General features: G+C 39.5%; 10 protein-coding genes. 8 read left to right on the top strand and 2 right to left on the bottom strand.

The window, feature by feature from the left end; genetic code table 11:
- The first annotated feature begins 56 nt into the window (after positions 1–56).
- From QWY86_RS17560 to QWY86_RS17590, 7 genes are read left to right on the top strand one after another with little or no spacing between them, the layout of a single operon-like run.
- Positions 57–3,209 (top strand): SusC/RagA family TonB-linked outer membrane protein, encoded by a 3,153-nt coding sequence (locus QWY86_RS17560; RefSeq protein WP_290243980.1) that lies wholly within the window; start codon positions 57–59, stop codon positions 3,207–3,209.
- Between the two features lie 20 nt (positions 3,210–3,229).
- On the top strand, positions 3,230–4,855 hold the full coding sequence (locus tag QWY86_RS17565) for a RagB/SusD family nutrient uptake outer membrane protein (RefSeq protein WP_290243983.1): 1,626 nt from the start codon (positions 3,230–3,232) through the stop codon (positions 4,853–4,855).
- Positions 4,856–4,865: 10 nt separating this feature from the next.
- Positions 4,866–5,993, top strand: coding sequence for a SusE domain-containing protein (locus QWY86_RS17570; protein WP_290243985.1), 1,128 nt, complete (start codon positions 4,866–4,868; stop codon positions 5,991–5,993).
- Positions 5,994–6,038: 45 nt separating this feature from the next.
- A complete protein-coding gene (locus tag QWY86_RS17575) occupies positions 6,039–7,247 on the top strand; it encodes a glycoside hydrolase family 76 protein (protein WP_290243987.1) in 1,209 nt (402 codons plus the stop codon).
- 15 nt (positions 7,248–7,262) lie between these two features.
- Positions 7,263–9,617: a GH92 family glycosyl hydrolase gene (locus QWY86_RS17580; RefSeq protein ID WP_290243988.1), complete on the top strand. Its 2,355-nt coding sequence runs from the start codon at positions 7,263–7,265 to the stop codon at positions 9,615–9,617.
- Positions 9,618–9,641: 24 nt separating this feature from the next.
- Positions 9,642–10,820: a glycoside hydrolase family 76 protein gene (locus tag QWY86_RS17585; protein ID WP_290243990.1), complete on the top strand. Its 1,179-nt coding sequence runs from the start codon at positions 9,642–9,644 to the stop codon at positions 10,818–10,820.
- Between the two features lie 3 nt (positions 10,821–10,823).
- Positions 10,824–11,681 (top strand): ROK family protein, encoded by an 858-nt coding sequence (locus QWY86_RS17590; RefSeq protein WP_290243992.1) that lies wholly within the window; start codon positions 10,824–10,826, stop codon positions 11,679–11,681.
- A 440-nt stretch (positions 11,682–12,121) separates the two neighbouring features.
- Here the strand turns inward: QWY86_RS17590 and QWY86_RS17595 are convergent, their stop codons facing one another.
- Positions 12,122–14,812 carry an ATP-binding protein gene (locus QWY86_RS17595; protein ID WP_290243994.1) on the bottom strand — a complete coding sequence of 897 codons (2,691 nt, stop codon included), beginning with the start codon at positions 14,810–14,812 and terminating at the stop codon, positions 12,122–12,124.
- 252 nt (positions 14,813–15,064) lie between these two features.
- Positions 15,065–15,337 (bottom strand): hypothetical protein, encoded by a 273-nt coding sequence (locus QWY86_RS17600; RefSeq protein WP_290243995.1) that lies wholly within the window; start codon positions 15,335–15,337, stop codon positions 15,065–15,067.
- 242 nt (positions 15,338–15,579) lie between these two features.
- Between QWY86_RS17600 and QWY86_RS17605 the strand changes: the two genes are divergently transcribed.
- Positions 15,580–16,905 carry a PAS domain-containing protein gene (locus QWY86_RS17605; RefSeq protein ID WP_290243996.1) on the top strand — a complete coding sequence of 442 codons (1,326 nt, stop codon included), beginning with the start codon at positions 15,580–15,582 and terminating at the stop codon, positions 16,903–16,905.
- Positions 16,906–16,911: the final 6 nt, after the last annotated feature.

Raw genomic sequence — 16,911 nt, forward strand, 5'->3', positions numbered from 1 at the left:
TAAAAAAAACTAACCAATTATCTAATGCCATTGGCATTTTAAATCAACTAAATGTTATGAGACTCAAACTTTACCAAAACAAAAAACTCAAACGACCGCCTTTCGGGAAACTGGCTTTACTGGTTTCCATACTGTTGCCATTCAGTCCGGTTTACCTTCAGGCAAGAAATCAGGGGCCAATATATCCGATAATTACTCAGCGGGTTGTGGTAATCAGCGGAAAGGTTGTAGATGAAAAGGGAGCTGCAATTCCAGGGGTAAGTGTGCAAATTAAGGGCACAACTGTTGGTGCAGTTACAGACGCCAATGGAGCTTATAGTTTATCCGTTCCAGACGACCTTACTTCGCGAACACTGACATTTTCTTATTTAGGCTATGCAAGCCAGGATGTTGAGATTGCCGGCAAGAAAATCATCAATATCCAGTTAAAACCAGGCGCAGAAAATGCTCTTGAAGATGTTGTTGTTGTTGGTTATGGAACGCAAAAAAGGGTAAGCATCACTGGTTCGGTTAGTACGATCGATGCAAAAAACATCGAAAATAAACCAGTGTTAAACACTTATCAAGCTCTGCAGGGAGAATCTCCCAATTTAATCATCCAGCAAACTAATCTAAACCCAGGAAGCAACGTGACGGTAAATATCCGTGGTGTGGGAACACTTGGAGATAATACCCCTCTTGTTGTAGTGGATGGAATTGTTGGTGGTAACCTAAATACGATTAATCCCAACGATATTGCAAGTGTTTCAGTATTGAAAGATGCAGGTGCTGCTGCTGTTTATGGGTCAAGGGCGGCCAATGGCGTGATCTTGATTACCACAAAAAGCGGAAAACTGAACCAGAAAACCACCGTTTCCTATAATGGAAGTTATGGACTCCAGGATGCTAATGTATTGGTACATAAAGTTCCGGCTTGGCAGAATGCTTATTATAAAAATGAGTCTCTTGTAAACTCAGGATTAAGCCCTGCTTATACACCCGATCAGATTCAACAACTCAAAGATCAGGGTGATGGTACTTGGGATATCGAACATTTATTGAGAACCGCTCCCCAACAATCTCATAATTTCAGCATCTCCGGTGGAGGCGAAAAAAGTGCATTCTTTATTTCTGCGGGTTTACAGAATCAGGAAAGTAACTTCATTGGTAATGGTGGAGAAGGCTCAAATTTTGGATATCAGAAATATAATCTAAGGCTAAACCAAACGAATGTTATTGGGAAATTCAGAACGAATTTTATCCTCCTTTATACCAAATCACGAAATAAGACCAATAGCGTTGGAGATAACAACATCTTTGCCGATGCCAATAGGGTACCACATAATTTTAACTGGCAAGATGAAAATGGAAATTATCTAACCAATCCGTTCGCTTCACAGTATAATGAATATGGTGTGCTCGAAAAAGGCGGCTTTAATCAGGCTGACAATGATGAAATCTTTGGTTCCTTTAACGGGCAGTTTGACATTACCAAAAACCTTAAGCTTACCGGACAATTCGGAGGAACGCTTCAGAACAATGGAACTTTTTTTAGAAGGACGCAGGTAAACTATTTGCCGTCAGGCGTATATGGCGATGACCGTTCGGTACTTGATGCGAATAGTAAATCGCAGCTCTTCAACACGAAAGTATTTCTTGAGTACACTAAAGCAATTGCTGACCATGATTTCAAAATTCAGGCAGGTGCCGAAAGTGAAAATTATTCGCAACGTGGATTTCAATTGCAAAAAACACTTACCGACCAATTACTTGGAACGCCTACAACGGGTACCATTGTCGATCCGATAAACTCAAACAACAGTTTGGCCATTAATTCTTATAGTCTTGTTTCACTAGTTGGAAGATTGAATTACAGTTTCAAGAATAAATATCTTTTAGAAGCAAATGCACGCTATGATGCATCATCAAAATTTGCAAAAGGAAATCGCGGAAGCTTCTTTCCGGCAGTAAGTGCTGGATGGGTACTTTCCGAAGAAGATTTTATGAAGGGGATTAAAAACACAGTGAACAGCCTAAAAATACGCAGTTCTTACGGGGTTGTGGGTAACCAGAACGTTGGCAATTTCCAATACCAGACTACATATTTTAATTATGCAAGTGCTTATGGATTTAATAACATTCCGGTTGGTGGCGCAGGAACGTTGCTTTCTAACAGGGATTTAACCTGGGAAAAAGCAACTACATTCAATATCGGCCTTGATGCGGGATTGTTTGACAATGAGCTGACGGCAACTTTTGAATACTTCAACAAAGTGACCAAAGACATTCTGCAACCCAGACAAGACATTCCTGCTATCTTCGGCGCTGCAACGCCGGATTTCAACGTTGCGAAGGTGAGGAGTAAAGGCTGGGAAGCCTCAGTTACCTACAACCTTCGCGGTAAAAATGTAACCCAAAGTTTTAGTTTAAACCTTGCCGATAATCAGAATAAACTGCTTCAGCTTTCAGGAGGAGCAACAGAACAGATAATCAACCAGGATGTGTTTCAATTGTTGAGACGGGTTGGAGAGCCGATTACACAGTATTATGGTTACCAAACGAATGGCTTTTTCCAAAATCAGGCCGATATCAATAGCTCACCAAAAATTGCAGGTAATGCAGTTGTTCCTGGCGATGTTAAATTTAAAGATTTGAACAATGATGGCGTGATTGATGCAAAAGACAGAACGGTACTTGGAAATCCATTTCCACGATATACTTTTGGTTTCACTTACCGCCTAGCCGTTAAAGGATTCGACCTGCAACTTTTTGTACAGGGCGTAGGGAAAAGGGAAACGTTTTTACGCGGCGAACTTGTTGAACCCTTTCATTATGGCTATGGCGCTACCGTGTATGAACATATGACCAACTATTGGACACCTGGAAATCCTGATGCCCGTTATCCTATTTTTGCAAATATAGGCTCGCCGTCAAATACCAACAACTGGCGAACAGGCTCAGATCTGTATAAATACGATGCAGCATATATTAGGCTTAAAAATGTAAATATTGGTTACACCTTGCCACAGGCCTTTACCAGTAAAATCGGAATCAACCGGTTGCGTGTTTCATTAATCGGTCAGAACCTTTTAACCTTAAGCAAACTTAAATTTATCGATCCCGAAACTTCTGAATTTGGAAATAATCTTAGCACTGGCTCTAGTTCAAATAGTGCCCGCCAGTATCCTTTACCCATTTTTTATGGTGCTGGTTTAGACATTAGTTTTTAAATAAGTTTAGTATCATTTATATGAAATCTACATACAAACTCCTTATAACCGCTTTTGCCTGTATTCTAATAGCAGGATGTAAAAAGCTTGATATCGCACCGACCGACCGTTTCTCGGACCTAACTTTCTGGACGGTGGATGTTAATGTTAATAATGCACTTAATAATAACTATAGCCTCTTGTATAATAGCTTATTATATTTTGAGCCAGAGGCACTTTCGGACAATGCCTACTCTCCATCCGGCGATCTTAACCTGATTGCTAGTGGAAATGCAACTGCGCTGACCGCTAAATTTGCAGCCGATTGGGCAAGCTACTACAGAACAATTAAATCTGTAAATATTTTTCTGGCTAACGTTGACCAGAATAAAACGTTGCCAGCGGGAACAATTGCCAGAATGAAAGCAGAAAACCAATTCATGAGGGCATTTGCATTGTTTAATTTGAGTAAATGGTATGGTGATGTACCTCTGCCTGACCATGATTTAACACCCGAAGAAGCACAGGTTATCCCGCGAAGCTCAAAGGCTGCGGTAAGTGATTTTATTATCGCCCAGTTAGAAGCTGCCATTCCAAACCTGCCTAGTAAGGACCAGCTTCCTGCCAGTGAAAATGGCCGTATCACTAAGGGAGCAGCACTTGCTCTAGAAATGCGAACCCTGCTTTACCAGGGAAATAAAATGGCCGAAGTGGTTGCAGTTTGCGAAAAGCTAATTAATAATCAGAGTACTTACGGTACTTATACGTTAACGCCCAGCTATAGTGCATTGTTCAGTGATCCGGCGACTAATAAAAATAATAACGAAAGCCTTTTATCTCTTCAATATGTACCTACTGTTAGGACATGGCAAAACTTTTGGGACTTTGCGCCCAGAACAGTAGGAGGACGCGTAAGTAATATGGCGCCAACGCAAGAACTTGTTGACGATTACATTATGCTAAACGGCAGGGGAATTAAAGAGTCAGGCTCGGGTTATGTAGAAAGTAATCCTTACGTTAACCGCGATCCAAGGCTCACAGCAACTGTAGTTTATGACAGATATGTTTGGGTTAATCCAAATAATACAACCAAAACGATTTACATCAGGCCTGGCTCTGACCCCGTACAACCCGGTTTGGATGAATATTCACCAGGCTCTCAAAGCGCATCAGCAACAGGTTATTACTGGAGAAAATATTTCGATCCTATCGCTTTATCAAGCTTTGTTTCAGGCAATAACTTACATCTTTTTCGCTATGCGGAAGTATTGCTTAGCTATGCGGAAGCCAAAAATAGCCTCGGACAGATGGATGCTGCAGTTTGGACTAAAACAATAGCTGCCCTTCGCTCCAGAGCAGGTTTTACAGACCCACTGGCTTTAGCATTCCCATCCGGAGATTTAACCAGTATCATTAGGCGGGAAAGACGTGCAGAACTTGCAATGGAAGGTTTGAGGGTAGACGATATCAGGCGCTGGAAGGTAGCTGAAACTACTATGAATGGTTTTGCACACGGTGCAAAATTCGCCACTGACCAAACACTGGATGGAGGTTATATTAGAACACAGCAACGTAAATTCAATCCGCAAAGAGATTACCTTTGGGCGATACCATCTAGTGAGACCAGCCTCAATAAAAATCTGACACAAAATCCGGGTTATCAATAATTAACGAACCATGAAAAAATTAAATAAAATAATGGCTATGCTACTATTCGTATGTATAGCAGTAGTTTCCTGTAAAAAGGATGAAAAATCTTTGAATGAAAATGTTAGTACCGTTGGTGCCTTAAGTCTGCCGGTTAACTTGGCCAGCATTAAACTAAACCCGTCAAATGCATCTGCCTCGCAGCAGTTCAAATGGTCTGCCGCACAAGGAGAGGATGGTGGATTGGTACTTTATGAAGTTGCTTTTGATAAGGATGGTGGGAATTTCTCTGCCCCTGTTTATAAAATAGTTTCTGATGGCGGAGGTGTACAGCCACAGGTAACAATTTCACATAAAGATTTAACTAAAATCGCAGCCCTTGCAGGCATTGCATCCTCATCAATTGGCAAGCTTACTTGGACTGTGATTGCTTCTAAAGCTAGCAACAGAAAAACAAGTCAAGAAATCAGAACTTTACAACTTGAACGTCCAGCAGGTTTTGCAGAGGTGCCAACAGAATTGTACATAACAGGAACAGCAAGCGAAGGAGGAGATGATCTCAGCAAAGCATTAAAGTTAAAGAAGGTTGAGGAAGGCGTTTTTGAAATCTACACTTCACTAAAACCCGGAACTTACCAACTTACTGATAAACTTACTCAGGGCGGAAGGAAATTTTATGCCGAGGCTGCATTAATAAAGGAAGGCACTTCTACAATTACCGTTACCGGCAGCACTAAACCGTATTACCTGAAATATGATTTTAATGCGGCCAGTGTTTTGGAAATGAGTGAGATACAAAGTGTAGGTTTATACATGTCTGCCTATGGCAATGAAATTGGCCAGTTAATTTATACATCAGGTGGAATATGGCAATCGGATTTGATCCCTGTTGTTTTCTATCAATTTTCATGGGGTAGAGATGAGCGCTATAAATTTGCGTTCCATACCTCGACTGGCGTAAAATATATGGGCAGCAGCAATGTTAATAATGTTAGTCCCGTTGGTCAATCCGCTTCATATTTTTACCTTAATGCAGTGAGTAATGATCAATGGAATAATACTTATAAATTCAATCCATCAGCAGATAATAAGAGTATTAAGGCTACGGTTAGCCTGAGTGCAGGAGGGCCTTATACACATTCCATCGCTACACAGTAATTTTTGCTTAGCCATTTTATAATGCCTGCGGGCAAGATCTATCCTATGAAAAATTTCCTCAAAAATGTTATCATTATATTAGCGCTCTTCTCAATGGTGGCCTGCAAAAAACAAGCGGTACAGCCCCCAGTGACACCACCGCCGGTCATCCCGCCGGTGGTTCCTGGCGCTGGTGTAAATTATCTGCAACTCGCTAAAGAAACCCATACTTTTACAGTAAACAACCTCATAACGGCAAGCTATAGCTACCGGGCAAATACAACATCACATGCTGGTAATTGTTATGAATGGTATAACGTAAGCCAGATATATGCCGATGCGGCAATGGTAGCCGCTGGCGAATCCAGTTATCTAGCTTACATGAACAATACTTTTAAGTTTATGGAGAATATGTGGGACAAAAAAGATTTGAGAGGCGGTTATTTTGCTTCCGTAAATCTTGATGGGAGCGGGGCGGCCGGAGATAAATACGTGGATGATAATGCTTTGAGTGGTATGGTTTACCTCGAAGCTTACGAAGTTGCCGCCGCTAGTGATAAACCTGTTTATTTGGCAAAGGCAAAGGCTTGTGGTGATTGGTTGATCAACAGTGGTCTTTGGGATAATGTTTATGGCGGTGGTTTCTATTGGAATACGTTAAAGCCTGAGAAACCTACCCAAACTAATGGTCTCGCATTGCAGCTTTTTCTTAAGCTTTACAGCATGACAGGAGAATCGGTGTATAGGGAATGGGCCTTGATGGTTGATGCCTGGTTAACTCAAAAGATGTTTGATACCAATACCGGCCTTTACATATGGAAAATAGATGGTGCAGGCGAAGGAATTAAACGCACACAAAAATTTACCTATGACAATGCTATCATGGTAGAGGCATACCTGCTCTACAGTAAAATCATGAACGATGCATCTTATTTAACAAAAGCGCAGAATATTGGCAAGGCGATGAACACTACGCTGTGGAACGCAGTATATAAAGGCTACGTTTTTAATACTGCCGAGGCCAGGATTAATCCGGCATGGTGCGCATGGGGCTCACAGGCTATGATTCGCCTTTATGAGTATGATAAGAATGAGAGCTGGCTGACTTATGCCAGAGAAAACATCAATCGGTTGAATATTGCCAACCGAAACACCAGTAACTTTGGTTATTATTTTTTCGCTGGCTTTGATGGGCAAAACCGTTCAAGCGAAATGGAAACCGTTGACCAGGCATGGATGCAAAGAATCCAGGCTATGTTGTCCAAGTATCAGTAATCACAATTGCATTCTATGAAAACAATACACAAATCATTTCCAATATCACTTGTCCTATTTTTATTTTACACGTCTGTTTCTGCACAGGATATATTGAAATATGTTAATCCGAACATAGGAACAGCACATAGCAGGTGGTTTTTCTATACGCCTGCGGCGGTACCGTACGGTATGGCGAAACTGGCGCCATCTACAAATGGAAGTTACGGCAATAACCAGGGTTGGGAAGCGGTGGGTTACGATACCAGGCATAACTCTATTGAAGGCTTTGTTCATTTTCATGAGTGGCAGGTTGGAGGTATTAGTTTTATGCCTACGGCAGGTGCATTGAAAACAATCCCTGGAGAATTGGAAAAACCTGGCAGTGGTTACCGATCTGCTTTTGATAGGAAAAATGAATTAGCCCAGCCCGGCTATTATTCAGTTATGCTGGATGATTTTAAAATAAAAGCAGAATTGACGGCTACCAAAAGGGTAGGATTTCACCGTTACACTTTTCCAAAAAATGATGCCTCCAGAATTATATTATCTGTGGGAAATGTGCAAGGGGAAAGTGGACCGATAACAGATGCATCTGTTGAGATGATTGATGATACCCATTTTCAAGGTTTTGTAGTAACCAACCCTAAATATGTTGAGAAGTACGACCGCGGCGGAAGGGTTGCCATGTACTTTTTTGGCGCTTTAAGTAAAAAGCCGGCTAAAATCGGAGCGCTGGACAAAGAAAAAGCAACCAATGGTCAGATGTCTTCAAAAGGAGCAGGTGCTGGTTTATTTGTAGAATATCAAACGATAGAAAATGAAAAGATTGAGATCAAAGTTGGCCTTTCATACACTTCAATAGCCAATGCAAAACTTAACGCTGATACTGAAGCAGCAAAACTCGATTTTGATGAGGCAAAATTGCGTGCACAGCAAGAATGGAGAAAAGAGTTAGGTAAGCTGAATGTTCAGGGTAAAAGTAATGCTGATAAGACTAAATTTTACACTGGGCTTTACCACGCTTTGCTTGGTAGAGGTGTGGCCAGTGATGTAAATGGGAACTTCCCAAGACACGACGGCAGCATCGGTCAGTTGCCAAAGGATAGTAAAGGCAAGTTTAGTTATAACTTTATGAATACTGATGCAATCTGGGGCGGCTTTTGGAATATTACCCAGCTATGGGCATTGTCTTACCCTCAGCATTATAACGACTTTGTACACACCCAGCTCGAAATTTATAAGGAAAGAGGCTGGTTTGGTGATGGCATAGCCAATAGCAATTTTGTATCTGGCGTAGGAACAAACTTTGTAGGGCTTGCTATAGTAGGGGCATATCAGGCTGGAATCCGCGATTATGATCTTGATTTAGCTTATAAAGCTGTACTGGGTAACGAGTTGGGTTACCAAAATCGGCCGGTAGGGTCGGGTAAAATGGATACCAGAACTTTCGTGGACAAAGGTTTTGTCCCCTATCTGGATGCGGATGTAACAGACTCAACAGGCTCGCATTTTTCAGGTTCACACACCCTCGAATACAGTTATAGTGCTTTTGCCGCGGCCCAGTTTGCAAAAGCAATAGGAAAAACCTCAGATTATAAGAAACTCATTAACCTTTCTAATGGGTGGAAGCAGATTTTCGATGAGAATTTGAAATTGGTGAGACCAAAAACCGCTGACGGAAAATTCATTGATAAGTTCAATCCCTTGGAAGCTTGGCGGGGGTTTCAGGAAGGTAATGCTACCCAATATACCTTTTATGTACCGCATAACCCAAGAGCGCTAATCGCTCAGATTGGCAATCAGACCTTTAACAAACGGTTAAACGAAATTTTCGAGACCTCCCAGAAAAATGCTTTTGGGGGCGGTAAAACCATTGATGCTTTTGCCGGCATACAATCTCTATACAACCATGGTAACCAACCTAATCTACACATCAGCTGGCTGTTCAATTACGCATCAGCACCTTGGCTTACGCAGAAATGGACGAGGGCAATTTGCGATGAATTCTATGGTACTGAGAGTATACATGGTTATGGATACGGCCAGGATGAAGACCAGGGACAACTTGGCTCCTGGTACGTTATGGCGTCACTTGGTCTGTTTGATGTTAAGGGACTTACTGATTTAAGGCCAGCCATTCAGATTGGAAGTCCGGTTTTCGATCGTGCCGAAATTACCCTCGGAAATGGTAAACGATTGATAATTGAGGCAAAACAGAATGATAAAGAACATATTTATGTGCAATCTGCCACCTGGAACGGAAAGGTATTAAATAATGCCTGGTTATACCGAGATGAGCTGATGAAAGGCGGAAAGCTTATTTTAACAATGGGCAATAAGGCTAATAAAAACTGGGGCTTAAAAACACCTCCACCTTCAACTCAATAATATCAATAAAGACTTTAGAAAAAGATGAGATACCTTTTTATACTGATTTTTCTGTGCTGTACTCAGACTATCTTTGCTCAGAAAATTAAATCTGCAGCAGAATATAAGCAAAGGGCTGATCAAATGTTTGAGAAAGTCTGGCGACTATACAGGGTGAGCGCATATACGGGTCTTTTTAGTGAGCATTATCCTTCGGGAAATAAAACAGAGCTTGATTATTTCCAAGGTGAGGGTGTTAAAGAAAAAGAAGTTAGTTTTCTCTGGCCGTTTTCAGGGATGTTTTCTGCCGCAAATGTGCTGGTCCGTTATCCTGATTTATCATCAACTTATAAAAAATATTTGGATACGCTTGCTACAGGTGTTTGGAAATACCGCGATACCACTCGAATGCCGGTTGGCTACCAAGCCTACCCGGCAACGCTGGAGAAATCAGATAGATATTATGATGACAATGGACTTGTCTGTATTGATTATTGTGAGGCTTACCTCAATACAAAAAATATCGTTCTTAAAAATAAGGCTGAAGAGGTATTTGAGTTTATCATCAGCGGCTGGGATGAAAAATTAGGCGGTGGTATTTACTGGTTGGAGGGTCATAAAGACCAAAAACCAGCCTGTAGCAACGGGATGGCGACACTTGCAGCCCTCAAATTATATCAAATTTCAGGAAATGAAAAGTATCTTCTATGGGGAAAGCGATTTTACAGCTGGATGCACGATACACTCAGAAATCCTCAAGGCATTTATTATAATGATGTAAAAATGGATGCCAAAAAAAATGCCACCTATTATACTTATAACACTGGCTCGATGCTTGAATCAGCAGTTTTACTGTTTAAATTTACCAAAGAGGTTCAATATCTGAAAGAAGCACAGGATGTCGCTGAACAATCTTTTTTGTTTTTCTCAAAGGAAAAAAACGGCATCCGGGAATTCGATGTTGATTTACCATGGTTTTTGACGGAGCTCTTCAGAGGATACGAAGCGCTCTATCACATCGACCATAACGCTAAATATGTAAAGGCCGTTATCTATGACTTGGACAAGGCGTGGGTACAGTCTGCAGATCGTTACGGCCTGCTTACCGCAAAATGGTTAAACGATGAAGAATCCATAAGGAAACCCAAATGGTTGCTTGATGAAGCCTGCATTGCAGAACTTTACGCCCGCGTGAGTTTATTAAACCTAAAGAAAGAAAATTAACCCATGAATGCTAACATTGCTGTCGGCGTAGATATCGGCGGATCTCATATTATCGCAGCCTTAGTAGATCTGAGCGATGGAAGCATCATTAAAGATTCTACATTTAGGCAAAAAGTAAATGCAGCCGAAAACCACAAAAGCATTATTACTACCTGGTGTAAGGTAATTGAAAGCAGCTTACAGAGTTTTGAAAACTCTGGAAATGTTGGGATTGCAATGCCTGGTCCATTTGATTATGAAAACGGCATCTCCTACATGAAGGGTATGGGCAAATATGATGCCTTATACGGCTTAAATGTTAAACAGTTGATTAGTGAACAGCTCGGTGAACAAGTAAAGTCAGTGAGCTTTTTCAATGACGCCGGGTGTTTTCTTCAAGGAGAACTAAGCCACGGATCAATAGCACATTTTTCAAAAGTGATGGGATTCACGCTGGGTACCGGATTTGGTTCTGCGAGGGGTATTCTGGGGGTAGCTCAAGATGCCGACTATTGGCGCCATCCTTTTATGGGTGGAATATGTGAAGATTTGTTTTCCTCAAGATGGTTTGTATCCAAATATAATGCTTACGCCCAAAGCAATGTATCAAACGTAAAAGAACTCATTGATAATGCAATTTTGGGCGGACCAATGTTACAGGTTTTTGATGAATTCAGTCTTAACCTTGGAGCATTTCTAACACAAATTCATAAAAAAGAACGATTTGAATGTGTGGTGCTTGGGGGAAATATAGCAAAAGCATCAGGATTGTTTCTTCCACAATTAAAGCAATATTTAAAGACGATGTCCGTAGAAGCTGATATATTAATTTCCATTAAGGGTGAAGATGCAGCCTTAATAGGCGCAGCATTTTTGGCTTAAGCGTTATCCATATGTGATATGTAATAGGCATTTGCCTCTGGGATACGTCAAAACTCTGGCTCGCTCAAAACTATTAACTGTAATCCACCAACCGGTACCTTCTCACTACTGAAATCATACTTGAATTGTAAATTATTTCTTAGACAGTTCCAAAATAGCTTTTCAATAAAGCGGTTCGTTAACATTACAATTCTTATATATGAATATCGTTTTAATTGTGCCAATCTGATAAATCATCAAGTCCTTAAAGAATTGGTTCGTTTGAAATTCGGCGCTGGGTACGGATTATAAGGTAAAAACCCGTGTAAATTCATATTTACAGGGGTGTCTTTTTTAATGGTGCATCATTTTGAATTGCGAGATACTAAAATGCATCAATTTAAAGTGTGTATTCTGATTGATTAATGTATCAATAGTTTCGTTAGAAACTCAAACATGATTTATGAAATAGTAAAATAGAAAGTTGATCCTTTTCCTTGTTCGCTTTCTACCCAGATTTTACCATTGTGCCTTTTAATAATTTCTGCACATAAATAAAGTCCAATTCCGAAACCTGAAATTGTTGTAGGTTGATTTGCAACTCTATAATATCTCTCAAATAGCTTTTCCCTATCTTCTTCACGAATGCCATAGCCTTGATCTTGCACCGATACCTGCATAGCTTTTTCTAAAGGTTTGCAACGGATATTTATTGTGCTACCAACGGGAGAATATTTTATCGCATTGCTAATAAAATTATTTATAACCTGACCAATCTTATCACGATCGGCGTTTACAAATGCTTCACCTTCGCTTGTGAAAATTAGTTTATGGCTTGTTACTGTAAGCTGGAATTCACTTTCTATTTCGCTAACAAGGTGAGAAAGATCGAAATACTGATTTTCGATATGTATTTTGCCCGATTCAAGCCTGGACATATTCAAAAAGCTATTGATCATGTTGGTCATCTTTTTAAGCTGATTGGTTGCTTTATCTAAAGCAGGCTGCGAAAAACTGTCCTCATTTTTCCTTGCTCTGATTTGAAGTAGCTGGAGATAACCGCTTATTGATGTGAGCGGAGTTTTTAGTTCATGGCTAACCATGCCAATAAAATCACTTTTCCGTTGTTCATCTGCTTTAGCTTCGGTAATATCAGCAACGATACCAACCATTTTGATTGCTTTGCCATCATTATCATATCTCGCTCGTCCGTGTGCATTAATCCAATGTATCGTTTCATCCGGCCATTGTACTTCATATTCAGCCTGATAAATACTATGTGTATCAATTGCAGTTTTTACGCGTTCCCTAACATTATCTCGGTAAGCTGGCAACATGGCTTCAAAGAGTTGAGGATAAGAAAACGGTTCATCTAATGGCCTACCATAACAAGCTTTAAAACGGTCGCTACACTCCATGTCTCCGGTTTCCAAATCTACTTCCGTTGAGCCTAAGGCACCAGCATCCATGGCAATTTTTAAGCGGGTATTTGCTTCAGAAATTTCTTTCCTATAATTCACCTGCTCAGTTACATCTTGCAATACTCCGCTTAGTCTGATGGCTTGCCCCTTATTGTTAAACAAGGCTTTACCCTTTGCTCTAACAATTCTTGGTTTACCAGATAAAATTATTGTGTATTCTTTTTCATAATTACCTCCAGAACTGATATTTAATGAATGTTGTATGGCTGAAGCAACTTCATTGCGTTCGCTTTCTGTAATTACATTGATTGCATGTTCAAGCTCTATCTCTTCTCCTGGAGCTAATCCAAACCATGATTTAAGTAAGTCATTACCCGTGAATCGGCCGGTTATCGGATTAAGATCAAATGTGCCTAGATTTGCAGCATTAATTGCCAGTTCAAGCTCATCCTGATTTCTGCTTAACTGTTCATAAAGCAAACTTAATTGTCGGTTGTATTCCGTCATTTCCTCGTTCGAAGCAATTAATTCTTCGTTCAAGGCGGCTAGTTGTTCATTCAGTCTGTTTGTTTCCTTTGCAGCCGACTCAATTTGCTGCCTTGCGATTTCTAAGTCGCTAACATCAGCTGCTGTATTCATTACACCGTAAATCTTGCCAGAACCATCCCTTAATGCTGTAAAATTGTAATTGAAAAATGAAGTTTTTAATACACCATTCACTTTAAGATTGAGCGCCTGATTTCGGGCGATAAAAGGTTTTCCTGTTAAAAATACTTCGTCAAGCTGTTTAAACACAGATTGATTTTCAAGTTCTGGAAGAATTTCTGTGTAACACTTACCAATTACATCGTTCCCCTTTCCCCACACATCCAAGATTGATTGATTTGCAAAGGCAATTCTAAGCTCGCGACCTAAATAGACTCCGATTGGGAAAGGCGCACTTTCTATTATTGTTCGGGTTCGGTACTCACTATCAGCAAGATTCTTGATGCTCAATTCCAGATCATCCTTACTTTTCGCCAATTCTTCGTTTGATTTTAACAATTCCTCATTTGAGGCTCTTATTTCTTCGTTTGATGCTTCCAGTTGCTGGTTTAAGATAGAAATAGTTTCGAGCCTTTGCGCAACACGTTTTTCAAGTGATGCATTGAGCGATTTGAGGCTATCTTTTGTAGAATGAAGTTCTTCATTGGTTGTTCTTATTTCTTCAAAAGCTGCAGCAAGCTCTTCGTTACTTGCCATCAATTCCTCATTTGAACTTGCTAATTCTTCGTTTAAAGCCTGCTCCCGGCCTAATGATTTTTCGGTTTCTATTGCTTTCTCATATATTTTATTCTTCAAATACCGCTCTGTAACATCGGTTGCGGTATGTAGGATGCAAATTGTTTTTCCATCACTATCCAATATGGCCTTGTACTCAAAATCGAAAAAAAAGGTTTCTCTTTTTCCATTAATTATCAACTCAGCAGGGGTGTCAGAACCGCCAATGGTTAAACCTTCTCTCCACACTTTTGCAAACATTTCGATAAAAGGCTGTTCTTTAAGTTCAGGCAATGCAGCTTCTAAAGATTTTCCAATAACCGATTTATCCTTACCCCAGATATTTATCATTGCATCGTTGGCAAATTGTATATAAGCTTCTTCTCCAACGTGAACCGCTGTAGCTGTTTTGGTATGCTGAAATATTTCCAGAAGCGTATCGACTTGAAGATAGGGAGGGCTTTGTGCCATATATTGTACTAAGATATTTTACAATGATTTTAATTTTTTAACTATTAATATTGCCACTGGAGCAACTGCTTTTAAATTGTCGCGAAGCGCAGATTACAATTAATTAAAACAGTTGCTATAATTTTGAATTATCAAACGATAACAATGAAATGATTATCACTCCATTAAATGGTTATATTCTAATTCATATAGTAAAGCAAATTGGAGATATAAATGTTTTTGTAAAATAAGATTTACGGCTTATTAATTAATTTAACTTTTATTAATATCAGTTCTGCTATAGGAATCCCAGTCATTATAACCCAAATATTGTGCAAGGCTATTCAATACAAATGGCGAGCATTTAAAATTTAAATCGCTCTGTTCGAAATAACGCTTTATGGTCGTTTGAGATAAATAATTTCCTGTTTTGATAAATATATCCTGAGATATAGCCCTATAACTCGCATCTTTAAAATCTAGCGAAGTAGCCTTTGCCATAATTCTAATTTTCAGATTTGCATGAAGTAGATTATCTGTATTCATAGCAAGCATTAGTTAATAATTTTATTAACTTTTTGTGTTATGAATTGTTTTATCTTATGGTAGTCTTATGCATTTTATTTGATTTATATCAATCATTAATATTGGTGGTCAGATTTTATAGTGGTTATTAAAACAAGAAACTGTTAACAGATGTTAATCAGATCCTTAAGGATAAATTTGTCGTTATTAATATTAATAAAATGATAAGCAGTAATACAAACGAGCCTTCTAATAATATAGAGATGAGAAGGATAGCTGCACTAGAATACTATCGAATTGCTGGTACGCAACCAGAAGCAGCATTTGATGAGTTAACTAAATTAGCCAGTCGCGTATTTAATGTTCCAATTGCGCTGATATGTTTTATTGGGAAAGAGCAGGTTTACTATAAGTCAAATGTTGGTTATGGCACAGAAAATACTCAATCACGTTCTAATAGTTTATGCAATCAAGCAATGCAATCTAAGCAGGTTATGGTTATTAATGATGTTAGGATTGCCGCTCCCGATATCTCAAACCCAAAAGGAATAGCTTTCTATGCTGCGGCTCCTCTTATTACCCGGCAAGGAGAAAGAATTGGAACCATCTGTATCATGGATTATCAAAGCAGGAATTTCGATGAAAATCAACAAGAAATTTTATCCGGACTTGCTAAGGTAGTTATGGATAGAACAGAATTGCGTCTTATTGCATTGGATGAAATATTACTTCGGGAACAGAATGAACATATAACTTCTCTTAATAACGAAATCGTTAATCGAAATACAGATTTGATGGAATACCAGGATCAGGTTTCGCAAGCAAATAGTCTTTTGGAAAGTATTCTTGATAGTTACGAACGCTTGTTTAAACATACTCCTGTTGCTATTGGTATTTGTTCAGGTTCAACTAAAATCATCTGGCAATCAAACGATGCCCTTAATAAAATTTTCGGAGGGGATGATTCTTTAATTGGACAACAACTCGATTCTGTAGTCAGCGAAGCAGGCGGAGTTAAGTTTATTTCGTTACTTGATGAAGTTTACACAACTCGTAAACCTTACCATGCTGCTGCAGTTAAATTGATAATAAATTATAAGGGGGTTCCCAAAATTTTATATGCAAACCTTTCTTTACAGCCAGTTGCCAGGATGGGAGATGAGCCAGATAACATTATGTTTATCCTTGCCGATGTTACTGAACTCGTCGTTTCTAAGCAGCTAACTCATGAAGCAAACCTGGTACTAACCAAAGCAATTGAAGTTGCTGGTATGGGCTATACTGTTGTTGAGTTTGCCACAGGTGAAATGACATCAAATAATCAATTAAAGAAGAATTATGGTTATCTTCCTGAACAATCATTTGGCTACTCTGATCTTTTTGACACGATATTGCCTAAATATAAACAACGCATCAGAGAGGCTGTTCAGCATGCTATTGATACCAATGGGATTTACAGGGCAGAATACGAAGTGAAATGGAGTGATGGTTCTACCCATTGGATTAGAGGCTTTGGTAAGCCAGTATATAATGCGGATGGAAAAGCTACTCATATTATCGGTTTAAATCAGATTATTGATAAACCCTGATTTCTT

Origin of the sequence: Pedobacter aquatilis, assembly GCF_030409415.1 — a bacterium.
Taxonomy (GTDB): domain Bacteria; phylum Bacteroidota; class Bacteroidia; order Sphingobacteriales; family Sphingobacteriaceae; genus Pedobacter; species Pedobacter aquatilis.